This is a genomic window from Microbacterium sp. ZW T2_14, from assembly GCF_044987405.1.
Classification (GTDB): domain Bacteria; phylum Actinomycetota; class Actinomycetes; order Actinomycetales; family Microbacteriaceae; genus Microbacterium.
The window spans coordinates 24,907-46,557 of sequence record NZ_JBJDRK010000005.1 but is presented as its reverse complement, the minus strand read 5'-3'; the positions used below and the strand labels follow the sequence as shown (position 1 = coordinate 46,557).

17 protein-coding genes are annotated in these 21,651 nt (G+C 71.5%); 7 read left to right on the top strand and 10 right to left on the bottom strand.

From position 1 onward, the window contains the following. Position 1: 1 nt before the first annotated feature. Entirely contained in the window at positions 2-916 is a 915-nt protein-coding gene (locus ACI3KY_RS02990) for a carbohydrate ABC transporter permease (protein ID WP_194412708.1), read from the top strand. 21 nt (positions 917-937) lie between these two features. Beyond that, positions 938-1,612 (top strand): aspartate/glutamate racemase family protein, encoded by a 675-nt coding sequence (locus ACI3KY_RS02985; protein ID WP_404928715.1) that lies wholly within the window; start codon positions 938-940, stop codon positions 1,610-1,612. A gap of 182 nt (positions 1,613-1,794) precedes the next feature. Here the strand turns inward: ACI3KY_RS02985 and ACI3KY_RS02980 are convergent, their stop codons facing one another. After that, a complete protein-coding gene (locus ACI3KY_RS02980; protein WP_404928714.1) occupies positions 1,795-2,772 on the bottom strand; it encodes a sugar-binding transcriptional regulator in 978 nt (325 codons plus the stop codon). Between the two features lie 152 nt (positions 2,773-2,924). Here ACI3KY_RS02980 and ACI3KY_RS02975 point away from each other — a divergent pair, with 152 nt between their 5' ends. Further along, on the top strand, positions 2,925-3,833 hold the full coding sequence (locus tag ACI3KY_RS02975) for a hypothetical protein (RefSeq protein ID WP_404928713.1): 909 nt from the start codon (positions 2,925-2,927) through the stop codon (positions 3,831-3,833). A 25-nt stretch (positions 3,834-3,858) separates the two neighbouring features. Here ACI3KY_RS02975 and ACI3KY_RS02970 read toward each other — a convergent pair whose 3' ends face one another. Next, positions 3,859-6,453: a family 78 glycoside hydrolase catalytic domain gene (locus tag ACI3KY_RS02970; protein ID WP_404928712.1), complete on the bottom strand. Its 2,595-nt coding sequence runs from the start codon at positions 6,451-6,453 to the stop codon at positions 3,859-3,861. Positions 6,454-6,571: 118 nt separating this feature from the next. Here ACI3KY_RS02970 and ACI3KY_RS02965 point away from each other — a divergent pair, with 118 nt between their 5' ends. The 4 genes from ACI3KY_RS02965 (at position 6,572) to ACI3KY_RS02950 (ending at position 12,315) form a co-directional block, all read left to right on the top strand. After that, positions 6,572-7,429: an NAD-dependent epimerase/dehydratase family protein gene (locus ACI3KY_RS02965; RefSeq protein WP_404928711.1), complete on the top strand. Its 858-nt coding sequence runs from the start codon at positions 6,572-6,574 to the stop codon at positions 7,427-7,429. 1 nt (position 7,430) lies between these two features. Further along, entirely contained in the window at positions 7,431-8,525 is a 1,095-nt protein-coding gene (locus tag ACI3KY_RS02960; RefSeq protein WP_404928710.1) for a LacI family DNA-binding transcriptional regulator, read from the top strand. 100 nt (positions 8,526-8,625) lie between these two features. Then, positions 8,626-10,152, top strand: a complete 1,527-nt coding sequence (locus ACI3KY_RS02955) for a DUF4038 domain-containing protein (RefSeq protein ID WP_404928709.1) — start codon at positions 8,626-8,628, stop codon at positions 10,150-10,152. A 3-nt stretch (positions 10,153-10,155) separates the two neighbouring features. Next, entirely contained in the window at positions 10,156-12,315 is a 2,160-nt protein-coding gene (locus ACI3KY_RS02950; protein WP_404928708.1) for a beta-galactosidase, read from the top strand. 166 nt (positions 12,316-12,481) lie between these two features. Here ACI3KY_RS02950 and ACI3KY_RS02945 read toward each other — a convergent pair whose 3' ends face one another. The 8 genes from ACI3KY_RS02945 to ACI3KY_RS02910 all read right to left on the bottom strand — a co-directional run bounded on the left by ACI3KY_RS02945 (position 12,482) and on the right by ACI3KY_RS02910 (position 21,565). Next, a complete protein-coding gene (locus tag ACI3KY_RS02945) occupies positions 12,482-14,230 on the bottom strand; it encodes a hypothetical protein (RefSeq protein ID WP_404928707.1) in 1,749 nt (582 codons plus the stop codon). A 122-nt stretch (positions 14,231-14,352) separates the two neighbouring features. Beyond that, positions 14,353-15,105: an SDR family NAD(P)-dependent oxidoreductase gene (locus tag ACI3KY_RS02940; RefSeq protein ID WP_404928706.1), complete on the bottom strand. Its 753-nt coding sequence runs from the start codon at positions 15,103-15,105 to the stop codon at positions 14,353-14,355. Between the two features lie 61 nt (positions 15,106-15,166). Continuing rightward, positions 15,167-16,033 (bottom strand): phosphogluconate dehydrogenase C-terminal domain-containing protein, encoded by an 867-nt coding sequence (locus ACI3KY_RS02935; RefSeq protein WP_194412722.1) that lies wholly within the window; start codon positions 16,031-16,033, stop codon positions 15,167-15,169. Further along, positions 16,030-16,827: a sugar phosphate isomerase/epimerase family protein gene (locus ACI3KY_RS02930; RefSeq protein ID WP_404928705.1), complete on the bottom strand. Its 798-nt coding sequence runs from the start codon at positions 16,825-16,827 to the stop codon at positions 16,030-16,032. The genes ACI3KY_RS02935 and ACI3KY_RS02930 overlap by 4 nt, the downstream gene beginning before the upstream one ends. Next, the gene (locus tag ACI3KY_RS02925; protein WP_404928704.1) at positions 16,824-17,855 is read right to left on the bottom strand and encodes a triose-phosphate isomerase family protein; all 1,032 of its coding nucleotides are present in this window, start codon (positions 17,853-17,855) and stop codon (positions 16,824-16,826) included. Before ACI3KY_RS02925 ends, ACI3KY_RS02930 begins: the two co-directional genes overlap by 4 nt. Next, complete coding sequence (locus ACI3KY_RS02920) at positions 17,855-18,340, bottom strand: ribose-5-phosphate isomerase (RefSeq protein WP_404928703.1); 486 nt, start codon at positions 18,338-18,340, stop codon at positions 17,855-17,857. Before ACI3KY_RS02920 ends, ACI3KY_RS02925 begins: the two co-directional genes overlap by 1 nt. Next, positions 18,327-20,105, bottom strand: a complete 1,779-nt coding sequence (locus ACI3KY_RS02915) for a dihydroxyacetone kinase family protein (RefSeq protein WP_404928702.1) — start codon at positions 20,103-20,105, stop codon at positions 18,327-18,329. The genes ACI3KY_RS02920 and ACI3KY_RS02915 overlap by 14 nt, the downstream gene beginning before the upstream one ends. Next, the gene (locus ACI3KY_RS02910) at positions 20,102-21,565 is read right to left on the bottom strand and encodes an MFS transporter (protein WP_404928701.1); all 1,464 of its coding nucleotides are present in this window, start codon (positions 21,563-21,565) and stop codon (positions 20,102-20,104) included. The genes ACI3KY_RS02915 and ACI3KY_RS02910 overlap by 4 nt, the downstream gene beginning before the upstream one ends. Between the last annotated feature and the right edge of the window lie 86 nt (positions 21,566-21,651).

Genomic DNA, 21,651 nt, shown 5'->3' with positions numbered 1-21,651 from the left:
AATGACACTGACCCAGACAGAGACCGCCTACACGGTGGCCACCCCCACGGTCCGCAAGCCCCGTCCCAGCCGCGCCCGGCGCGGTGTCGTGAAGGCGCTGCGCCGCCTGCCGGTGTGGATCCTCGTCGCGGTCCTCATGGTCGTCGTGCTGTATCCGCAGGTGTGGATGGTGCTCGGCTCGTTCAAGACGCAGTCCGAGTTCCTCTCCAACCCGGCGCTGTCGCTGCCCGAGACCTGGAACTTCGACAACTACGTCACCGCGCTGACGAACGGCAACGTGGCGCGCAACTGGCTGAACAGCGTGATGGTGACGATCCCGTCGGTGCTGCTCATCGTCTTCATCGGCGTCGCCGCCGGCTACGCGCTGGAAGTGATGATCTGGAGGGGTCGCAACGGCGTCCTCCTCTACATCCTCGCCGGCATCATGGTGCCCGGCCAGATGATCCTCGTCCCGCTGTTCATCACGTACTTCCGCATCGGCATCACCGACACGCTGTGGCCGCTGATCATCACGTACACCGTCATGGGTCTGCCGCTGACGACGTTCCTGATGGCCACGTACTTCCGGTCGGTGCCGCGTGAGATCTTCGAAGCCGCGACCGTCGACGGCTCGGGGCCGCTCCGGTCGTTCTTCGTGATCGGCATCCCGATGATGAAGAACTCGATCATCACGATCGCGCTGGTGCAGTTCTTCAGCGTGTGGAACGACCTGCTGATCGCGCTGACCTTCACGACGCGGCCCGACCTCGCGACCATCCAGGTCGGCCTGCTGAGTCTGAGCGACGAGTACGGGTCGACCCAGTACGGGCCCCTCTTCGCCGCCGTGAGCATCAACATCGTGGTGCTGCTCATCCTGTTCCTGACGCTCAACAAGAAGATCATGGCCGGCATGGCCGGCGGCGCCCTCAAGGGCTGAGAAGCTGGAAGGCTTGTTCGCATGACCTCGTCCGCACCCCGCATCGCGTTCCTGCACACCGGAGCCGTCAACATCGCCCCGTTCGGTGCGCTGGCGACCGAGTTCCTGCCGGACGCGACGATCGTGAACTACCTCGACGACCGCATCGTCGCCGACCTCGGCGACGACGACCGGGCTGCCTCCGTGCCCGCGCGCATCGACGACCTCGTTCGCGCGGCTGCCGCCGGGGGAGCGGATGCCGTCATGTTCACGTGCTCGTCGATCTCGGAGCTCGCCGCGCCCGCCGCTGCGGCCGCGGGGGTGCCGGTGCTGCGCGTCGACGAGGCGATGGCGGATGCCGCGGTGCGGGCCGGACGTCGGGTGCGCGTCCTGGCCACCCTGTCCACCACCTGCGGCCCGACGCTGCGGCTCCTCGAGGAGCGGGCTGCGCTGGCCGGTGTGGAGCCGGAGTTCACGAGCGAGGTCATCGAGGGGGCTTTCGCGGCAGTGTCGAGCGGCGACCGCGCCACGCACGACCGGCTGGTCGCCGCCGCCATCGAGCGGGGCGCCGCCGAGGCGGACGTCGTGGTGCTCGCTCAGGCGTCCATGGCGACGGCCGCTGAGACCGTCTCGGTCAGTGTTCCCGTGCTGACCAGCCCGCGCCTCGGCGTGGAGCGCCTGGCCGAGTCGCTGGCGAGGTCCCTGGCAAGGGACTGACCCCGGCCGCGATTCCACGAGCGTGCGGTGGCGCGCGGTGCCGCGTGGCCGGTTGGTCTGCTGTCCTCAATTGAGGAAACGGGCTGAGATGAGGATGCCCCGGCCGGCGATCCTCCGCATCTCGGCCCTCGACCTCAATTGAGGAGCGGGGGTCCCGCGTGGCCCGGCCTCCGGGCGTGAGGTCAGCGGGCGGCGAGGGCCTCGGCCGAGCGCAGGTCGGTCACCAGCGTGGTGACCCAGTCGCCCGCGAGGGCGCCGTGGATCGCCTCGAGCTTGCGGTCTCCGCCGGCGATGCCGACGCGGCGCGGAATGCGGCGCAGGTTCTCGACGGTGATCGCGATGATGCGGTCGTCGACGGCGCCGCGCACGAGCGAGCCGTCGGCGCGGAAGATGCGGTGGCAGATGTCACCGACGGCGCCCTGGTCGAGCAGGTCGCGGCGCTCCTCGGCGGCGAACGCGTTGCCGCTGGTGGCCAGCACGTCGGACGGCTCGATGCTGCCGATGCCCATGATCGCCATGGTGAGCTCGTTCCAGTGGCGCGCGACCTCCTGCATCGAGGGATCCTGCAGCAGGCTGTCGCGGATCGCCGGGTCGCCGACGACGCCGGGTGCCTGCACATAGACCGGCTCGGCGCCGAGCGTGCGGGCGAGCTCGCCGAGGATGCGGTTGGAGTGGCTCTGCGCCTCGGGGGCGCCGACGCCGCCGAGCAGCTGCACGACCTCCGTCGCTCCCCGGACGGTGAAGGGGCGCATGCGGTCGACCATCGCGAGGATCGTCTGGCTCCACGACGAGACGCCGATCCGGTCGCTCCCCGAGAGGGTCGCCTCGAGGTAGGCGGCGGCCCCGGCTCCGAGCGAGGCGAGCAGCTCGCCCTCGTCGGCGTCCGAGTCGACGTCGACCACGACGGCCTCCGCGAGCCCGTACTTCTCCTCGAGCTGCTCTTCGAGCTCGGCGTAGACGCCTGGGGCCACGGTGACGATCGTCCGCACGATGCCGACGGATTCCGCGCGCTTGAGCAGACGCGAGACCTTCGCCTGTGAGATATTGAGCGCGGCCGCGATGTCGGCCTGGCGCACGCCGCGCTCGTGGTACATGCGCGCGACCTTGGTGAGCAGGCGCACCTGGCCGTCTGCGGGCCGGGTGTAGGGGGTCAAGGGCACGGCTTCTCCGATCGCGGCGACCCGAAGTGTATTCGGATTCGCTAACGAAAGGATATTCAGTCTGCGTCGTCCGCGCCAGTGCCCGCGGTCGTCCGTCTGAGAGACTGGGCTCTCCGACTGCCCGCAGGGGCGCGCACGGGAGGCACGGAAAGATGACGGTTCGCGACCTCGGCCGCAACGGACTGCTCCCCGGCACGGTCCGCCGCTTCGTCGTGGTCGCGGCGGTGCTGGCGCTCGCGCCGTATCTGGTGCTGAAGGTGCTCTGGCTCGCTGGCAGCCGAGTCGGCATGGTGCCGGGGGCCGCGTCGCACATGGGCGACGCCCGCATGCAGATCGGGAACGTCATCACCGTCGGACTCGCGGTCTGCGGCATCGCGGTCGTCCTCGCCCTGGTGAGCCGCTGGGGACGGCGGCTGCCCTGGTGGACCGTCGTCCTTCCCGCGGCCGTGGCCACCGGGGCCCTCGCACCCATCGCGCTGGGCCTGCCGCTCGGGGCGCTCCTTCAGGCCGTCATCCGCGGCGATGTGTCGTCCGGCGGGGAGGGCGATCTCCTCCCGGGCGTCTTCCTCGTCGTCTACGGCGGCTTCGCCGTGTACGGCATCGCACTGGCGATCCTGTTCGCCGACTATGCCCAGCGCCGCTGGAGCGCGGTGCTGGACGCCGGTCCCGTCCCGCCGCGCACGGGCTGGGGTCGCGCACTTCCCGCGGCGGCGCTCGGCATGTTCGCGGCGACGACGGTCGCGTGGGCGTTCGCGCCGCCCTCGGCCGGACTGGCGGGATGGGAGTCGATCGCCCAGCGAACGGTGCTCGTCATCGTCGGAATCCTCACCGTGGTCGGCGGCGTGGCGCTGCTGTGGCGGGGCAGCTCGACGCCTCGTGGGCGCTGGGCGGCGGGATGGATCGGATGCTGCACCGCCGCGGTGCAGGGACCCACGCTGCTTCTGCTCGCGAACGAGGCCGTGATCGACCCGCTGCTGCTCGCGGTGACGCTCGTCGCCACCCCGGCCGCCGCGTGGCTGGGGCTGTCCGCGCTTCGGCGGAGCCCCGCCGCGGCGGCGTGAGACCGGCGGAGGCGCCCCCGTCTCGTCAGGCGACCACGGGCACCGCGCGCGAGTGGGTGCCGGCGCCGAGGGTCTCCTCCTCGGCGCCGTCCAGGTCGAGGACGGCCTCGGCCCCGACGGGCACAGTCACCTCGACGTGCAGCCGCGCGTCGGCGATGCGCCAGGAGATCGCCGCCTCGCCGTACGCGGTGAGCTGGCGGGCCGAAGCGGAGGTGAGCCCGCCGCCGGGGCGCGGGGCGAACCGGATGCGCCGGTAGCCGGGGGCGTCGGGGGCGAGACCGCCGATGACGCGGTGCATCCAGTCGGCGACGGCGCCCAGCGCGTAGTGGTTGAAGGACGTCATCTGGCCGGGGTTGACCGTGCCGTCGGGGAGGAGCGAGTCCCACCGCTCCCAGATCGTGGTGGCCCCCTGCTCCACCTGGTAGAGCCACGACGGGCACTCCCGCTCGAGGATCAGGTCGTACGCGGTCGAGACGTGGCCACCCGCGCTCAGCGCGTCGGAAACCAGCGGAGTTCCCACGAAGCCGGTGGCGATGCGGTTGCCCGCCGCGCGCACGAGGTCGGCGAGACGTGCGGCCGCGGCATCCCGTTTCTGTGGATCGGTGATGAGGTCGAACCGCAGACCGAGGGCGTACGCGGTCTGCGCGTCGCTGGTCATGGTGCCGTCGTCGTTCACGTACGCGCCCTCGAAGGCGGCCACGATCTCGTCGGCGAGCGCGTCGTAGTGCGCCTGCTCGTCGCCGAGGCCCAGCACCTCCGCCATGCGCGCGACGGTACGAGCCGACTTCGCGAAGTAGGCCGTCGCGACGAGGTAGCGGTTGGTGAGCGCGTCGGCAGGGTCGTCCGGCGGGGCGGCCGGGTCGAGCCAGTCGCCGAGCTGGAAGCCGGTGTCCCACAGCCGCGACGAGCCGGAGAGGCGCTCGAGCAGGTCCACCCAGCGGCGGGCGCTGTCGAACTGCGCGCGCAGCACACCGGCGTCGCCGAAGCGCTCGTACAGCGTCCACGGCAGCAGGGTGGCGACGTCGCCCCACGCGGCGCCGGGACGCATCGGGGTCCACTTGTCGACAGCCGGGATCACCGGCACGTACCAGGGCACCGTGCCGTCGGGGAGCTGCTCGATGGCGACGTCGCGCAACCAGCCCGAGAGCATGCCCGAGACGTCGAAGAGGGTGGCGGCCGTCGGGCCGAAGACCTGGATGTCGCCGGTCCAGCCGATGCGCTCGTCGCGCTGCGGGCAGTCGGTGGGGATGTCGACGAAGTTGCCGCGCATGCCCCACACGACGTTCTCGTGCAGGCGGTTGAGGGCGGGGTCGGACGACTCGAACCATCCGGTGCGCTCGAGGTCCGTGTGGTACACCCTGGCCACGAGTGCGCCGGCGGCCGCATCGGCATCGAGGTCGCCGGGCCAGCCCGTCACCTCCACGTAGCGGAAGCCGTGGAAGGTGAACCGCGGCTCCCACTCCTCGACGTCGCGGCCGGCGAGCGTGTAGTTGTCGGTCGAGCGTGCGGCGCGGAGCGGTCGCGTGTAGATCTCGCCGTCCTGCATGACCTCGGCAGTGCGCAGCGTCACGGTGGCGCCGGCGTCACCCGAGACCCGGATGCGTACGCGGCCGACGAGGTTCTGGCCGAAGTCAAGGATGCGCGAGCCGCTGGGGCCGGTGAGCACCTGGATCGGCCGGAGCTCCTCGGTCGCGCGCACCGGCGGCGCGGTCGGGGCGACGAGCGTGGCCGGGTCGCGGTGGCGCTCCTGCACGCCGTCCCAGCCGGAGCCGTCGAAGTCGGCCGTGGACCAGCCCGGCTGCTCCTCGCGCGCGTCGTAGTCCTCGCCGTCGTACAGACCGCCGGCGATGATCGGGCTCGGCGCCGAGCGCCACGAGACGTCGGTCGCCACGACCTCGCGGCTGCCGTCGGCGTACGTCAGTTCGAGCTGGCCGAGGAACGACTGATCGTAGCCGTAGACATTGCGGAAGCCTCCGCGCCAGCCGAGCCGCCCCCGGTACCAGCCGTCGCCCAGCCACGCGCCGAGTGCGTTGGCCCCGGGGTGCACCAGGTCGGTGACGTCGTAGGTGTAGTAGCGCAGGCGCGTGCCGTACACGGTCCAGCCGGGCGAGAGCGTGTCGTCCCCGACCCGCTCGCCGTTGAGCTCGGCCTCGTAGACCCCGTGTGCGGTCGCGTAGAGGCGGGCCCGCACGACGTCGTGGCGCACCTCGAACGTGCGGCGCACGAGGGAGGGCCGCCGTTCGTCGGAGTGCGGGTTCTCGTTGCGCGTCGCTCCGATCGGCCGTGCGACCCAGTCGCCGGGCTCGAGCAGCCCGGCTTCCAGGACGGTGGGGACGGATGCCGCGGACCACGCGCCGTCCGCACCCCGCACCGCGATGCGCACCGTGACGATCTCGCGCGACTGCAGCGGTTCGGCGGGCCAGTCCACGAGCACCTGCTCAGGGGAGTCGACCACGTAGCTGGTGACATCGCCGGCGCGATCGAGCTCGACGGAGTACGCGGTCTGCCGCCAGCCGGACGGCGCCGAGGCGACGCGCCACGAGAGGCGCGGCATCCGCTCGCCGATCCCCAGGGGTTCGCGGTGGTGCTCGATGCGGGGTGCGTCGACGATGACGGACATCGGTGGCCTCTCTGCGTGCGCTCGCCGTCGAAGCTCGGCGGCGAGCAGAAACTGAAACGTTTCGGTTTGATGTGTACAGTGAGTGTGTCACTCAGTTCGAAACGTTTCAAGTCGAACGATGGATCACAGTACGGAGAGGTACGAGATGCGGATCGGCATCACCGGCAGCGGAGGCAAGCTCGGACGGGCGACGGTCGAGCGGCTGCGCGCCGACGGGCACGACGTGATCGGGTTCGACCTCGCGGGAACGCCAGGACCGGGCTTCACCCGCGTCGACCTCACCGATTTCGGGCAGACGCTCGACGCGTGCCTCTCGGTGACGGCGCGCCACGACGGGCTCGACGCCCTCGTGCACCTCGCAGCGATCCCCGTGAACGGGCTGGTGCCGGATGCCGCGACCTTCCACAACAACATGACGGTCTCCTTCAACGCGCTGTTCGCCGCGCATCGGGCCGGCATCCGCACGATCGTCCTCGCGTCGAGCATCACCGCGATGGGCTTCCCCTTCGAGGAGGCTCCGCCGTCGCTCCCCGTCGACGAGGCGTACACCAGCGCGAACAACACCTACGGGCTCGGCAAGGTCGCCGAGGAGGCGATCGCCGCCCAGCTCGTGCGGTGGCACCCCGAGACCTCGATCACCGCATTGCGATTCACCAACGTGGTGGCCGCGGACGAGTACGCGACCTTCGAGCGCGCCGCCGAGCCGGACTACCGGCGCGACCTCGTCGGCTCCTGGATCGACGCACGCGACGGCGCGCTGGCGGTGGCGCTGGCGCTCGCGGCGGCGCAGCCGGGCTTCGAGGTGTACAACGTGGCCGCTCCCACCTCGGGCAACGCGCAGCCCTCCCGCGAGGTCGCGGTGCGCTGGTTCCCGGGCACTCCCATCGCCGACGATCTCGGCGAATTCGAGTCGCTCATGTCGACGCGCAAGATCCGCGAGCGACTCGGCTTCGTCGCCGAGCACGACTGGCGCTGACATGTCGCGACAGGGGATGGGGCAGGGCCAGCGGCCGGGCATCCGGCAGGTCGCGGCGCGCGCCGGTGTGGCCGTCGGCACGGTCTCGGCGTACCTCAATCATCCTGACCGCGTCTCCGCCGAGCGGGCGGGGCGCATCGCGGAGGCGATCGAGGCGCTGGGGTTCGTCCCCAGCAGTGCCGGACGACAGCTGCGGCTCGGGGTGAGCAGCCTGATCGGCTACCTGTCGCCCGATGTGAGCAACCCGCACTTCAGCGAGATCGCGCAAGAGGTCGAGTACCGTGCCGAGCGGCTCGGCATGACCGTCTTCTTCGCGCACTCCCACGGCGACCGCGAGCGGGAGGACGCGTATCTCGAGGCCTTCGAGCAGCGGCAGGTGCGCGGACTGCTGGTGTCGTCGTTCGAGCCGATCGAGAGCCGGCTGGCCGCGATGCGCGAGCGCGGCACGCCGTCGGTGCTCGTCGGCCGCCGTGCGGGCGACGAGAGTCAGCCGTCGGTGTCGATCGACGACGTCTCGGGCGGGCGCCAGGCGGCCGAGCACCTCATCGAGAACGGATGCCGTCGCCTCGCTTTCGTCGGCGGCCCACTGCCGGTGCAGCAGGTGACCGACCGGCTCGCCGGCGTGCGGCAGGCGACGGATGCGCGTCCGGACGTCGGCGGCCCGGAGGTCATCGAGGTCGCGGAGCGCTCGATCGCGGCCGGCCGTGCCGTGGGCGCCGCTCTGGCCGCCCGCCCTGCTGCCGACCGCCCCGATGGTGTGTTCGCCGCCAACGACGTGCTCGCCCTCGGCATACTGCAGGCGCTGGTCGCCCGCGGCGTCTCGGTGCCCGGCGAGGTGGCCCTCGTCGGCTACGACGACAACGAGTTCGCCGAGGCATCCCTCATCCCGCTGACAAGCGTCCGTGCCCGCCACGGCGACATCGGCGCCGCGGCCGTCGACCTCCTCTTCGACGCGATCGAGCACCAGGCCGGCGCTTCGGCAGTGACGGCGCCGGCGCATGGCGAGAGGAGCGCCGCGCCGCGCGCAGACGCCGCCGCCCAGCGCGTCTTCGCCCCGGAGCTCATCGTGCGTGAGAGCTCGCGCCGCGCCCCATGACCCGCCCCTCTCTCCGAACACAGGGGGAGGGGGAGAAGGAGCGGGAGACGCCGTATGAAAGCGAACGACCTTGACCGACACGACATCGAAGGAGAATCCCGTGTCCTCTGAGCTTCGTGCCCCCCGATCCGAGCTCTACCGGCCGATCGAGCTGACCTTCGAGGGAGCGGATCGCATCCCCGCAGACCGCGCACCCCTCACGCTGCAGGCCCGGCACACGGAGTCGGGTGCCGAACGGGTCGTGCCCGGCTTCTGGGACGGCGGCAGCACCTACCGGGTCCGGTTCGCGCCCGACCGGGAAGGTGAGTGGTCGTGGACGAGCGAGAGCACGGATGCCGAACTCGCCGGGCGATCCGGCACGTTCGAGGTCGCGCGCGGCACCGATCACGGGCCGGTCCGCGTCGCGCACCGCTTCCACTTCGCGCACGCCGACGGCACGCCGTTCCGCCCCGTCGGCGCGACCGCGTACAACTGGCTGCACCAGGAGGATCCGCTGTTCTCGTCCACCGTGGATGCGATCGCGGAGGCCGGCTTCAACAAGTTCCGGTTCATGGTCTTCCCGCAGGGCGGGGGCTACATCGAGCACGTGCCGGAGCTGATGCCCTTCGAGAAGACCGACGGCCGCTGGGACGTGACCAAGCCCGTGCCGGCCTTCTTCCAGCGCCTCGACCGTGCCGTCGAGCTGCTCGGCGAGCGCGGCATCCAGGCCGACGTGCTGATCTACAACGCCTACGACCGCGGGCAGTTCGGTCTGAACGAGCTCACCGAGGAGGAGGATGCCGTCTACCTCCGCTACCTCGTGGCGCGACTTGCGGCGTATCCGCACGTGTGGTGGTCGCTCTGCAACGAATTCGATCAGCTCGAGCGCCCCGCCGAGCGCTGGGATCGCACCGGCGCGCTGCTGGCCGAGATCGATCCGTACGACCACCTGCGGTCCATCCACAACTGGATCGAGCTGTACGACAACAACCAGCCGTGGGTGACCCACGCGTCCCTCCAGAACGGCTCGGCCACCACGGACTTCGGCCGCGCCAACCTCTACCGCGACGTATACGGCAAGCCGGTCGTCCTCGACGAGATCAAGTACGAGGGCGACATCCCCGACCGGTGGGGCCACCTGAGCGCCGAGGAACTGGTGCACCAGTTCTGGGTCACCACCGTGGCCGGGTGCTATGCCTCGCACGGCGAGAGCTTCGTGACGGAGTCGGGAAGCCTCCACATGGTCGAAGGCGGCCCGCTGCGGGGCGAATCGCCGGCACGGCTGGCCTTCCTCCGCCGCGTCCTCGAAGAGGTGGACGGGGCAGGCCTCGATCCCATCGACAAGTGGGATGACCCGGCCTATGTCGCCGGCATCCCGCGCCGGCTGTACGTGCAGTACCTCGGCCGGTCGGCACCGGCGACATGGGACTTCCGGCTGCCGATCGGGTTCCCGGGCGAGCGGCCGGAGCCGGGCGACACGTTCGAGGTCGACATCATCGACACCTGGAACATGACGGTCACGCCCGTCGGCCGGCGCTTCGCGCTCGACGACGTGCAGCGCAACGACGCCTACGATCGGGCCTCCGTGCCGATCGAGCTGCCCGCCGGCCAGGCGCTCGCGCTGCGCATCACCCGCGTGGCGGGCTGACCCGTGGCGGGTTCGCACGAACCGGGGGCGCCCGCCGAGGGCGGAGCCGCGGCATCCGATCGTCTGAAATCCTGGCAGGGCGGCCCACGCCTCGGAACGGCGTACTACAACGAGTACCTCCCCGGCGGTGCCGACGACCGCGCAGCGCGCCTGGAGACGGACCTGCGACTGATGACGGATGCCGGGATCACCTGCATCCGAGTCGGCGAATCGGTCTGGTCCACGTGGGAGCCGCGTGACGGCGAGTTCGACCTCGAGTGGCTGACGCCCGTACTCGACGCGGCGCATGCGCACGGGATCGACGTGATCCTCGGCACTCCCACGTACGCCGTGCCGCCCTGGCTCGCGCGCGCACACCCGGAGCTCGCGGTCGTGCGCAAGGACGGCACGAGCGTGCCGTGGGGCGGCCGGCAGGAGATCGACTACACGTCGGAGCTGTTTCGTGGCTACGCGGAGCGCGTCATCCGCGCCGTCGTCGGCCGCCATGGCCGGCACCCGGCCGTCATCGGCGTCCAGCTCGACAACGAGGCCGGACTGCACCTCATCCACAACGAGCACGTCGTGACGCGTTTCCGGGACTGGATCGCCGACCGCTATGGCGATGTCGACACGCTCAACCGCGCGTGGGGCCTCACGTACTGGTCGCACCGCATCTCGGACTGGGAAGAGCTCTGGGCACCGGCGGGCAACACGACCCCCGCGTACGACCTCGCGTGGCGGCGGTTCCAGGCCGAGCTGACCGCCGACTTCATCGGATGGCAGGCCGACCTCGTCCGTCCGCTCGTGGCCGACGACACGTTCCTGACGACCTGCATCGCCTACCAGCGGCCCGCGATGGACGACGTCGCGGTCGGCGCGCGGCTGGACATCGCCAGCGGCAACGCCTATTACCTCGCCCAGGACGCGCTCGACCTCGAACGCGAGGGCGCGGGCGGCCAGTGGTACGCCGACGACGTGCCGCAGCTCGTGCTCATGGCCGACCGCATGAGGGCCACTCGGCAGGGCCCGTTCCTCGTCACCGAGACCGGGGCCGCGTCCATCGGGCCGGCGTCGCTCACCCGCCCGCCGTATGACGGGCAGCTCGCTCAGGCGGCGTGGCTGCTCGTGGCCCGCGGAGCGCGGCTCGTGTCGTATTGGCACTGGCACACGCTGCACTCGGGCGCAGAGGTCCACTGGGGCGGCATCCTCGGTCATGACCTCGAGCCGGGGCGCATCCATGCCGAGGTCGCCGCGATCGGCCGGCAGTTCGCCGCGGCGGCGCCGTGGCTGACGGATGCCGAACCCGACGCCGATGTCGGGCTCATGTACGCGCACGACAGCGAGTGGATGATGTCGTTCGAGCCGCCGCTTCCCGGCGCTGCCGGCGTGGGCGATCGCGGCTCGTATGCGCGGATCGTGGGCGCCTTCGGCCGCGCGGCGATCGACGCCGGACTGCAGGTGGGCTTCCTCAACGACCGGCAGCTGCCCGACGCGGGCGAGCTCGTGCGGCGCTACCCGGTGCTCGTCGTGCCGGGGCTCATCGCCGCATCCGATCCGACCCTCGAGACGCTCGTCGAGTACGCCCGACGGGGCGGGCGGCTCGTGATCGGCCCGCGCACCGGCTACGGCGACGACGAGGGCCGCATGCGGGCCGCGCGGGCGCCTGCGATCCTCGGAGCGGCGGCCGGCGTCGGCTACCGAGAGTTCACGGCGCTCGCCGAGCCGGTCGAGGTCGTGCGTGACGGCGTCGTCGTCGGCCAGGCGGCGGGCTGGATCGACGGGCTCGAGGTCGACGGGCTCGAGGTCGACGGAGCCGAGGTGCTGCTCGGGTATCGGCATCCGCTGTTCGGGCGTTGGGTGGCCGTGACCCGCCGCGACGTCGGTGCGGGCTCGATCACGACGGTCGGCACGCTGCTCGACCGGGCGACGCTGGCTGACGTGGTGAAGGATGCCGCAGGCCCGGCGTCGCTCGCCGGCCCGCTGCCGGAGCGGGCGGCGACGGTCACCGCGCACTCGCTGGCGGGCGCCCAGGGGTGCGTCTGGGTGGTGCACAACTGGTCGCCGGAACCCCGAACCGTGTCGCTCGCCGGGGACGTGGCATCCGTCCTCGACGACGCCGTCCACCGGGCCGGCACAGAGGTCGAGCTCGCACCCTGGGACGTGCGGGTCTGGCGCGAGGCCTGACCCCGGTCGGGCATTCGGGTGCCGGGTTTTCGTGGCTTCGGCACCGGCGTAGCGGCGTGTCGTGACCCTTGAACCGCGGGCCCCGAGGTTCGGGGGGCGCATGTCGTGGTGTCGGCGCCGGCCTAGCGGCGTGTCGTGACCCCTGAACGCCGAGGAGGAGACGGGTTCAGAGGCGGGTGAAGTGGCCGGCGGGCACCTCGGCGGTGCGGGTCTCGCCACCCGGGAGGGTCACCTCGACCTGACGCGGGCGGACGTCGAGGTTCGCGACGAGCACCGTGTCGCCGTCGGCGGTGCGGGCGCCGCGGGCGCCGAGCGCCCACACGAGGCCGTCGGGCGAATCGCCGCGAAGGCCCGCTGCGCCGGCCATCCCGGCAAGCGCGGTGACGGCGTCGAACACGGGACGCGCCGATCCGTCCGTCGTCCGCACCCCGCGCGACCCCCATTCCTCGAAGTACGCCAGGGTGGCGACGCCGGGCACGGCGAGGGCGGCCGCGCTGGCGACCGCCCAGGCGGCGAGCTGGGGTGCCGACTGCCGGACGTCGACCGCGTCGAGCAGTGCCGAGCCGTAGCCATCCCGCAGGTCGTCGTGCGTGGGCATCGGCGGGGGAGTCGTCGCCACATCGTTGAAGTGGGGACGCAGCGAGATCGGCCCGATGTGCACCGGAAGCCCGGCAGCGATCGCGGTCGCCTGCGTGGCGACCAGTCGCTGCATCGGCAGCGACTCGACCAGCTGGGCCGTGCTCAGACTGTGGAACAGCGGCGTCACGCTGAACACGATGCCCGCGAGCCCGCGAGGGAGGCGATGGTGCTCGCGGTTGAGCTCGGTGAAATGCGAGCGCACGCCTCCGACGACTTCCGCCTCGATGCCCGCCTCGGTCAGCCCATGCCGCAGCAGGCCGATCGCCTCGAGGTCGGACACGTGCCGCGCCGGACCGCTCGGCCAGAACGCCGTGACGCGCGCGATCGGGAGGCCGCGCAGAGCGCGCACGGCGTCGTCGATCGCGGCGGGGTCTCCATCGGCCAGCACGAAGCGCACATCGAGAGGACGAGCGGATGCCGCGGCCCGCGCCAGCGCGGCGCGCCAGTTCCGCGTGGCGACGTCGAGCTCGACGAGAACGGCGGCCGGCCACGGTCCGTCGGCGATCGCCGTGCTGGGCGCGGGATCGGGCGCGGTCGCCGCCGATACGGCGATCGCGGGGAGCGGCGGCCCCTCCTCGAGCCGGATGCGGGCCACGAGATCGGGCGCCGCGGCCGTGGGAGCTCCCGACACCTCGATGTCGATCGATTGCACGACCCGCTCACCGGCGGCGAGCGTGTAGGGGAAGGGCAGCGCGAGCGGACGGCTGTACGTCTTGTACGAGGCATCCGTCCAGTTGCGCTGGTCCTCCATCTCGAAGACGTCGCCGGTGAAGCGCACGGCGACGTCGAGGCCGTCGCGCGGCCACGCCAGTCCCGCGATGTCGAGTGCCGGCTGGTGCGGGCTGATGTCGACGGGGAAGCGGGATGCCGCGACCGAGCCGTCCGGGTGACGCACCTGGAGCGCCGACCCGGCGAGGCCGGGCGGGTGCAGCACGACGAGCCCGGTGCGGTTGGTCGCGAACTCCGTCGCCGACTCGAGGTCGGTGAGCACCCGCAGCCGACCGGGGCTCCGCACCTCGGCGCGGACGATCCCGCGCAGCTCCGAGCCGAGGCCGCTCGAGTGCACGTGCAGCGTCAGCGCGAGGTCGGACTCGGCGACGCGGTCGACCACCAGGCCGGCCGTGTCCCAGTTGCGGTCGCGCACCACGGCGCGCACCGATCGCAGCACGACACGACCCTCGTAGGCGATGTCGGCGAACTCGTCGTCGCGCAGCTCGAGCGACCACGCTCCGCTCCGCCACACCGTCGCGGGTGCGCCGCTCCACACGTCGCTCATGCTCTCCATCCTCGTCCCCTCCCTCCCGGTTCGTCCGTCGTATAAGTACATGAATCCGCCCCCTGCGCGTACATATGCGACGGATGAACCGGGAGGGGAGAGGGATCAGGAGGGGGCATGGGTCAGATCGTCATGCCGCCGTCGACCGCGAACAGCGCGCCGGTGGCGAACGCGGCGTCATCCGATGCCAGGAACACCATGATGCCCTCGACGTCCTGCGGCGCGCCGGCGCGGCCCATCGGGATGCGGCCGATGATCGCCGCACGCGCCTCCGGGTCGCTCGTGATGGTGGTGACGAGCGACGTTTCGGTATACGCCGGCACGACGGTGTTGACCCGGATGCCGCGATCGGCGTAGGCCGCCGCGACGGTGCGTCCGAGACCGTGGATCCCCGCCTTCGACGCGCTGTAGGCCGTGAAGTCGCGGCCCTCGCCGTTGATGCCGGTCGGGCTGCCGGTGAGGATGATCGAGCCGCCACCGGACTCGAGCATCGAACGGACGGCGTGCTTGACCGTGAGGAACGTGCCGGTCAGGTTGATGTCGATCGTGCGCCTCCACACGTCGAGGTCGAGGTCGGCGACGGCCGCGTCCTTGCCGAACAGCTGCACGCCGGCATTGGCGACGACGACGTCGGGCGCCCAGCCCTCGGCACCGAGCAGACCGAAGGCCGCTTCGACGGATGCCTCGTCGGAGATGTCCATCACCGCTGCCCGGGCGGACGGGCCGATGGCGTCCGCCGTCTCGCTCGCCGCAGCGGCATCCCGGTCGGCGATGACGACGCGCGCACCCTCACGGGCGAACCGCTCCGCGACGGCGCGGCCGATGCCGGTGCCCGACCCGGTGACGAGCGCGGTCTTTCCCTGAAGTCGTGACACGGATTCTCCTCGGTACTCGGTCTCGTGGTCAGCGCTCGATACTTGCTCAGCGCGAGAGCGCTCAGCGTTCAATGCTGTCCAGGTGCAGCATGCGCGCGAGGTTCTTGTCGAGCTCGTCGTCGCGGAAGATCTTCTTCCAGTCTTCCTTGATGATGCTCTCGCGGCCGTAGTCCATCGCGATGAGGCACGCGTCCGAGAACGGGTTGTCGCCGCGCAGGCCGTTGGCGAGGGCGACCTGCGTGTGGCCGTACAGGATGCTGCGGGCCGCCGCCTCGGGAACGCCCATGGTGTTCACGGCCTCCTGCAGGGCCTCGTTGAGCAGGGCGCCGATCATGCACGCGACGGTCTCGACGAGGGTCGGCTCGAGCTGCGCGAGCTGCTTGATGGTGACCCAGTGGACGTCGATCACGGGCGCGTAGATGGCGCGGACGGTCGCCTCGACGATCGCCTGCTTCTCCGGGTCGTCGGACTCGATGGCGGCGATCGCGTCCTGCGGCGCGGCGATGCCGCCGAAGGTGTCGGCCCACTCCTCGGGCGTCTGGCGCTGCAGGAAGATCGACGGGTGGCAGGGGTGTGCCACGGCCTGGATGACATCCTCGCGCGTGGTCAGCAGCCCGGCATACGCGGCCGCCGGGTCGAGAGTCAGGACGATCGCGCCGGCCTTCAGCTGCGGCACCAGGTCGGCGGTGACGGGCCCGAGCGCGAGGTCGGGCACGGCGAGGACGACGATGTCGGCGTCCGCGACGGCGGTGGCGGCATCCGTCAGCTCACGGCCCGCGTCTATCGTGCGCTGCTGGCCCGCGGGCGAGTTCTCGACGTACGCGACCTGGTGGGCCGTCCTGACGAGATTGTCGGACACGCGCATGCCCATCTTGCCGCCGGCGCCGACGACGGCGATCTTGTACGTCTCGGTCGAGGTGGTGCTCATGTCGTGCTCCTCAGATATTCGATGGTTCGGCGGGTCCATTCCCGCTCGGTGCGGACAGTGGTCTCGGGGTCTGTCTGCCAGGACAGCCAGTGCTCGACGATCTCGTTGACGGGTCCCAGCTCGCGGGGCCGGACGGTGTCGAGCAGGTGGGGGTAGTCGTGCAGGCCTTCGCCCATCGGCGCGCCGCCGTAGGTGAAGCCGACCCAGCCGTCCTGCCGGGCGAAGGCGAAGTCCTTGACGTGCACGTTCTTCACGTGCGCCGCCGTGGCCTCGACGCAGTCGCGCGGGAGCTCGAGGCGAGCGACGACGTTCGCGGGGTCGAGGCAGATGCCGAGCCGTCGGCTGTCGATGCGCTCGACGAGGGCGACGAGGTCGGCGGTTGCGACCTGCTCGTACGTCTCGAGGGCGAGATCCACTCCGGATGCCTCGTACGCCGGCAGTGCGACGCGCAGCCACTCCTCGGCCTGGGCGAGCGTGGGGCGGGTGTCGGGCGAGTACAGCATGCTGCGCACGAGCCGTGCCTCGAAGACGCCGGCGAGATCCAGGAAGCGGGCGAGCCGGTCGGGCTCGATGCCCTTCGTGCCGAGCTCGATGGTGATGCCCAGGTCGCGGGCGGCGGCTGCGGCATCCGTCAGCTCGGCGTCGCTCATCGACTCCAGCGGGGCGTAGTCGCAGATCTGGAACAGGTCGACGCCCAGCGCCCGGGTCGCCTCGAAGGCGCCGACGAGCGACAGGGGCTGGGGCACCCGATCGGAGTGCTGCCAGAAGAAGGCGTAGGTGCCGAGGCCGATCATGCCTTCGTCCGCCCGCCGCTGGGGGGAGACGCTTCGTCTCGCTGGCGCTCGCTCAGCGACCGGGTGTCCGGTGCGGGCTCGCTGGATGACCGCGCTTCGTCTCGCTGGCGCTCGCTCAGCGACCGGGTCTCGGGTGCGGGCTCGCTGAGTGACCGCGCTTCGTCTCGCTGGCGCTCGCTCAGCGACCGGGCTTCGGGTGCGGGCTCCCCGCCCGACCGGACCGACCCACGATCCGGTCCCTGAGCGAGGGAGCGCCGGCGACCGAGACGAAGGGCGGCCAACGCCGCGGCCTCGTCGAGCACGGCGACCAGGGCGTCAGGATCGTGGGCGAAGCGGCCGAGGAACAGGCCGTCGACGCTGTCGCCCAGGCGGGTCAGCAGCCCGGGTCCGGCGGAGCCCCCGTAGATGACGACGCTGCCGGCACGGGCCGGGTCGGCGTCGACCGCGCCGCGGAGGGCGCGGGTCACCGTGGCGATGTGGTCGTCGGGAGCGGGCTCGGCCGCGCCGATGGCCCACACCGGCTCGTAGGCGACGATGATCGCGCCGGCGGGAACGTGCGCGAGGTTGGCCGCGAGCTGCGCGACGTTTGCGAGCGCTGCGGCGGAACTGCCCAGCCGCTCGGCCTCGCCGATGCACAGCACCGGCGTGATGCCGTGCGCGAGCGCGGCGGCGGCCTTGGCCGCGGTGATGCCGTCGGTCTCGTCGAAGAGCCGGCGGCGCTCGGCGTGCCCGATCTCGGCGACCGCGACGCCGACCTCGGCCAGCTCGGCGGCGGTGACTTCGCCGGTGTACGCGCCCGGCGGGAACTCCGAGACGTCCTGCGCGCCGACCAGCACCGGGGTGCCGGCGAAGGCGTCCAGCGCAGCCGGGATCTGCAGGTAGGTCGGGATGACGAAGAACTGCACGTCGCCGGCGGTCACGGCGGGGTGCGCGGCCGCGCGCGTCGCCACCTCGGCGAACCAGGCGCGCGCCCGCTCGTGCCCGAAGTACGTCTTCAGGCTCACCCCGACCGTGACCGGCGCAGACATCAGCAGGAGCCCGTGGTCTCGAACTGGTCGATGACGGCGACCTTCTCGGCCGAGGCCGACGACGTGTCGAAGCGGTAGGTCAGCCACTCGCGCACGAGCCGCCGGGCGAGCTCGACGCCGACGACGCGCTGGCCCATCGTGAGCACCTGTGCGTTGTTGGAGAGCACACCGCGCTCGACGGAGTAGGAGTCGTGGGCGGTGACGGCGCGGATGCCGGGCACCTTGTTCGCCGCGATCGCGACGCCCAGGCCCGTGCCGCAGATCAGCAGCGCACGGTCGGCCGTGCCGGCCGCGACCTGCTGGGCCGCCTCGATCGCGACCCGCGGATACGGGGTGTGGCCGTCGGCGTCCACGCCCACATCGACGACGGAGGCGACGCCGGGATTCTGCTCGAGGTCCTTCTTGAGGATCTCCTTGTAGTCGAAGCCGGCGTCGTCGGCCCCGATCACGATGCGCAGGGGCTGGGTGGTCTCAGGCTGTGCCATGAGCGTTCTCCTTCATTGCGGTCTCGACGGTTGCGGTGCCGGCGATGTCGCCGGCGAGTGTTTCTCCGATGGCGGTCACGATCAGCGCGAGCGAGATCGCGCCGGGGTCCGGCGTGCCCACGCTGTTCTGGCCGTGCGTCCGGGCGCGACCCATGCGCGGCAGCAGGTCGGCGGTCGCCGCGGCGGCGCGGGTCGCGGCATCCGCGGCACTCCGCCACGCGTCGGTGAGACTCGCACCCGCGTCGACGGCCTGGGTCAGCGTCGCGGTGAAGGGCACGAGCGCGTCCACGAGCGTCTTGTCGCCGACCTCGGCCTTGCCGTAGTCGGTGACGCCGCGTGATCCGGCCGCGACGCCGGCCGCCACCGCCGGTGCCTCGGGCCGGCCCTCGTCGCCCAGCTTCGCCGCGATCGCGTGCAGGATCACACCCCACAGCGCACCCGAGGTTCCGCCGGCCTTGTCCGCCCATGCGTCGGCAGCCCGCGTGAGCGTGGTGCGGGCGCCGGCTCCGGCAGCCACCGCCGTCTCGGCGGCGGCCAGTGCGGCGTGCGAACCGCGCTGCATGCCGATGCCGTGGTCGCCGTCGCCGGCGATCGCATCGAGCCGGCCGAGCTCGTCGGCGTGGACGTCCACGGTCTCGGCGATCGTGCGCACAGCGGCCAGCACGGTGATGGCGACGGCACGGGATGCCTCGTCGCCGGGTTCGATGACGTCGGCGATGTCGGCCGTGGCCGCCGCATCCGACCGCTCCTGCGGTGCGACCGATCCCCGCCGGTAGGCCGGAGTGTCGACGGGGGACTCCCACAGCGACGCCAGCGCGTCGTCGAGCCAGAACAGCGTCAGCGAGGTGCCGGCCATGTCGAAGCTGGTGCAGTACTCGCCGACGTGCGGGTCGACGATCTCGATCCCGGCATCCGTCAGCAGCTGGGCGATGCGCCGGTAGACGACGAACATCTCCTCGTACTTCAACGAGCCGAGGCCGTTGAGGATCGGGACGACGCGGGCCCCCCGGACCGCGTCGACCCCCTCCGGCACCTCCGCGAGGAGCTTCTCGACGAGCAGCTCCGCGAGACCGTCGGCCGTGGGGATGCCCGTCTCGTCGACGCCCGGTTCGCCGTGGATGCCGAGGCCGATCGCCATTCGGCCCTCGGGAACCGTGAACAGGGGGTGATCGGCGCCGGGCAGCGTGCAGCCGGTGAAGGCGACTCCGAACGAGCGCGTGCGCTCGTTCGCGTGCTGGGCAAGCCGGGTGACTTCGGCCAGGTCCGCGCCGGCCGCGGCGGCCGCACCCGCGATGCGGAACACCGTGAGGTCGCCGGCGATGCCGCGGCGCTTGTGCTTCTCGTCGGCCGTGGCGCTGAAGATGTCATCGGTCACCGTGACCGTCTCGCACGCGATGCCCTCGGCGCGGAGGCGCTCCTGCGCCGCGTCGAAGTTGAGGACGTCGCCGGCGTAGTTGCCGTAGGTGAAGAACACACCGCCGCCGTTGTCGGCGGCCTTCGCGACCGCGTGCACCTGCTGCGTCGAGGGCGAGGCGAAGAGGTTGCCCATCGCCGCGCCGTGCGCGAGGCCGGGACCGACGAGCCCGCCGAACGCCGGGTAGTGGCCCGAACCGCCCCCGATCACGACGGCTACCTGCCCCGCGGGCGAGGTCGTCGACCGCACGACGCCGCCGGGGACGCGGCGCACGTGGCGCCCGCTCGCCGCGACGAAGCCGTCGATCATCTCATCGGCGAAGTCGGCCGGCTCGTTCCACAATCGCGTCATCGTGCGTCGCCCTTCGGGTCGGCCGCGGCACGCAGGGCGGCCGCATCGACGGCCGGCGCGTCGGTCGCCGCCGCGTCCGTCCCGGCAGCGCCGGTCGCGGCCGCGGTCGGGGTCGCCGTCTCGTCGACGGTGACCGGGTTGATGCGGTTGCTGCGCGCGAGCAGCACCATGAGCACCGCCGACACGAGCATGACGAACCCGACGATGAACATCGGCACCTCGTACCCGCCGGTCCAGTCGTGCACGGCGCCGGTGACGAACGGCGCGGAGAAGCCCGCCAGGTTGCCGATCGTGTTGATCAGCGCGACACCCGCGGCCGCGGCGGCCCCGGTGAGGAAGCGCGTGGGCAGCGTCCAGAAGTTCGGCAGGGCGGCGAAGATCGCGCACGCGGTGATGGTGATGACCGCGATGGTCGCCGCGGGTGAGCCGGCGAAGAGCGCGAGCGGGATGCTGATCGCACCGGCGATCGCAGGACCCGCGATGTGCCACGTCTTGAGGCCTCGCTTGGACGCGTCGCGCGACCAGAAGTACATGACGATCGCGGCCGGCAGGTACGGGATCGCGGTGATGAGGCCCTTCTGCAGCGTGTCGAAGGTCTGGCCCGTCTGCGACTGGAAGCCCTCGATGATCGTCGGCAGGAAGAAGGCGAGCGCGTAGAGGCCGTAGATGAAGCCGAAGTAGATGAACGAGAGCACCCACACGCGTCCGCTCTTGAAGGCGAAGCGCGCCGAGACGTGGCCGTGCTCCTTCTTCTGCGTCGCCGACGTCTCCTTCTGCAGGGCGTCGGTGAGCCAGACCTGCTCGTCGCGCGTCAGCCACTTCGCATCGGCCGGCTTGTCCTTGAGGTAGAACCAGGCGATGACGCCGACGACGATGGCGGGGATCGCCACACCGAGGAACATGAAGCGCCAGCCCTCAAGGCCGAAGGCGCCGTGCTGCTGGATGAGCCAGCCGGCGAGCGGGGCGCCGATGACGGTCGTGAGCGGCTGCGCGAGGTAGAAGAGCATGAGGATGCGGCCGCGGTACTGCGCGGGCACCCACAGGCTGAGGAAGAGGATCGCCCCGGGGAAGAACCCGGCCTCGGCCACGCCGAGCAGGAAGCGCAGCACGACGAGCTGCTCGAAGTTCTGCACCCACGTGAACAGCAGTGCGACGATGCCCCAGCTGACCATGATGCGGGAGAGCCAGCGTCGCGCGCCGAACTTGTGCAGAGCCAGGTTGGAGGGCACCTCGAGCAGGATGTAGCCGATGAAGAAGACACCGGACGCGAACCCGAACTGGGCGGCGCTGAGTGCGAGGTCCTCGTTCATGCCGTTGGGGGCGGCGAAGCCGATCGCGGTGCGGTCGAGGTAATTGATGAAGAACATCAGCGCCACGAACGGCACGAGACGTGTCGACACCTTCCGGATCGCGGAACGCGCGACGGGCGGCGCGTCGGCGACGGTCTGATTCTGGTCCACGGTGACTCCTGCTCATCGACGGTGATCGAGGTGGGTTACGCCAGCTATTGTGGCAAACCGGTTGACCAATTGCAAGACGGAATGTC

Coding starts and splice junctions, on each gene's coding strand:
- ACI3KY_RS02990 (WP_194412708.1), top strand. CDS start 2: ATGACACTGACCCAGACAGAGACCGCCTACACGGTGGCCACCCCCACG.
- ACI3KY_RS02985 (WP_404928715.1), top strand. CDS start 938: ATGACCTCGTCCGCACCCCGCATCGCGTTCCTGCACACCGGAGCCGTC.
- ACI3KY_RS02975 (WP_404928713.1), top strand. CDS start 2,925: ATGACGGTTCGCGACCTCGGCCGCAACGGACTGCTCCCCGGCACGGTC.
- ACI3KY_RS02970 (WP_404928712.1), bottom strand. CDS start 6,453: ATGTCCGTCATCGTCGACGCACCCCGCATCGAGCACCACCGCGAACCC.
- ACI3KY_RS02965 (WP_404928711.1), top strand. CDS start 6,572: ATGGATCACAGTACGGAGAGGTACGAGATGCGGATCGGCATCACCGGC.
- ACI3KY_RS02960 (WP_404928710.1), top strand. CDS start 7,431: ATGTCGCGACAGGGGATGGGGCAGGGCCAGCGGCCGGGCATCCGGCAG.
- ACI3KY_RS02945 (WP_404928707.1), bottom strand. CDS start 14,230: ATGAGCGACGTGTGGAGCGGCGCACCCGCGACGGTGTGGCGGAGCGGA.
- ACI3KY_RS02935 (WP_194412722.1), bottom strand. CDS start 16,033: ATGAGCACCACCTCGACCGAGACGTACAAGATCGCCGTCGTCGGCGCC.
- ACI3KY_RS02930 (WP_404928705.1), bottom strand. CDS start 16,827: ATGATCGGCCTCGGCACCTACGCCTTCTTCTGGCAGCACTCCGATCGG.
- ACI3KY_RS02925 (WP_404928704.1), bottom strand. CDS start 17,855: ATGTCTGCGCCGGTCACGGTCGGGGTGAGCCTGAAGACGTACTTCGGG.
- ACI3KY_RS02920 (WP_404928703.1), bottom strand. CDS start 18,340: ATGGCACAGCCTGAGACCACCCAGCCCCTGCGCATCGTGATCGGGGCC.
- ACI3KY_RS02915 (WP_404928702.1), bottom strand. CDS start 20,105: ATGACGCGATTGTGGAACGAGCCGGCCGACTTCGCCGATGAGATGATC.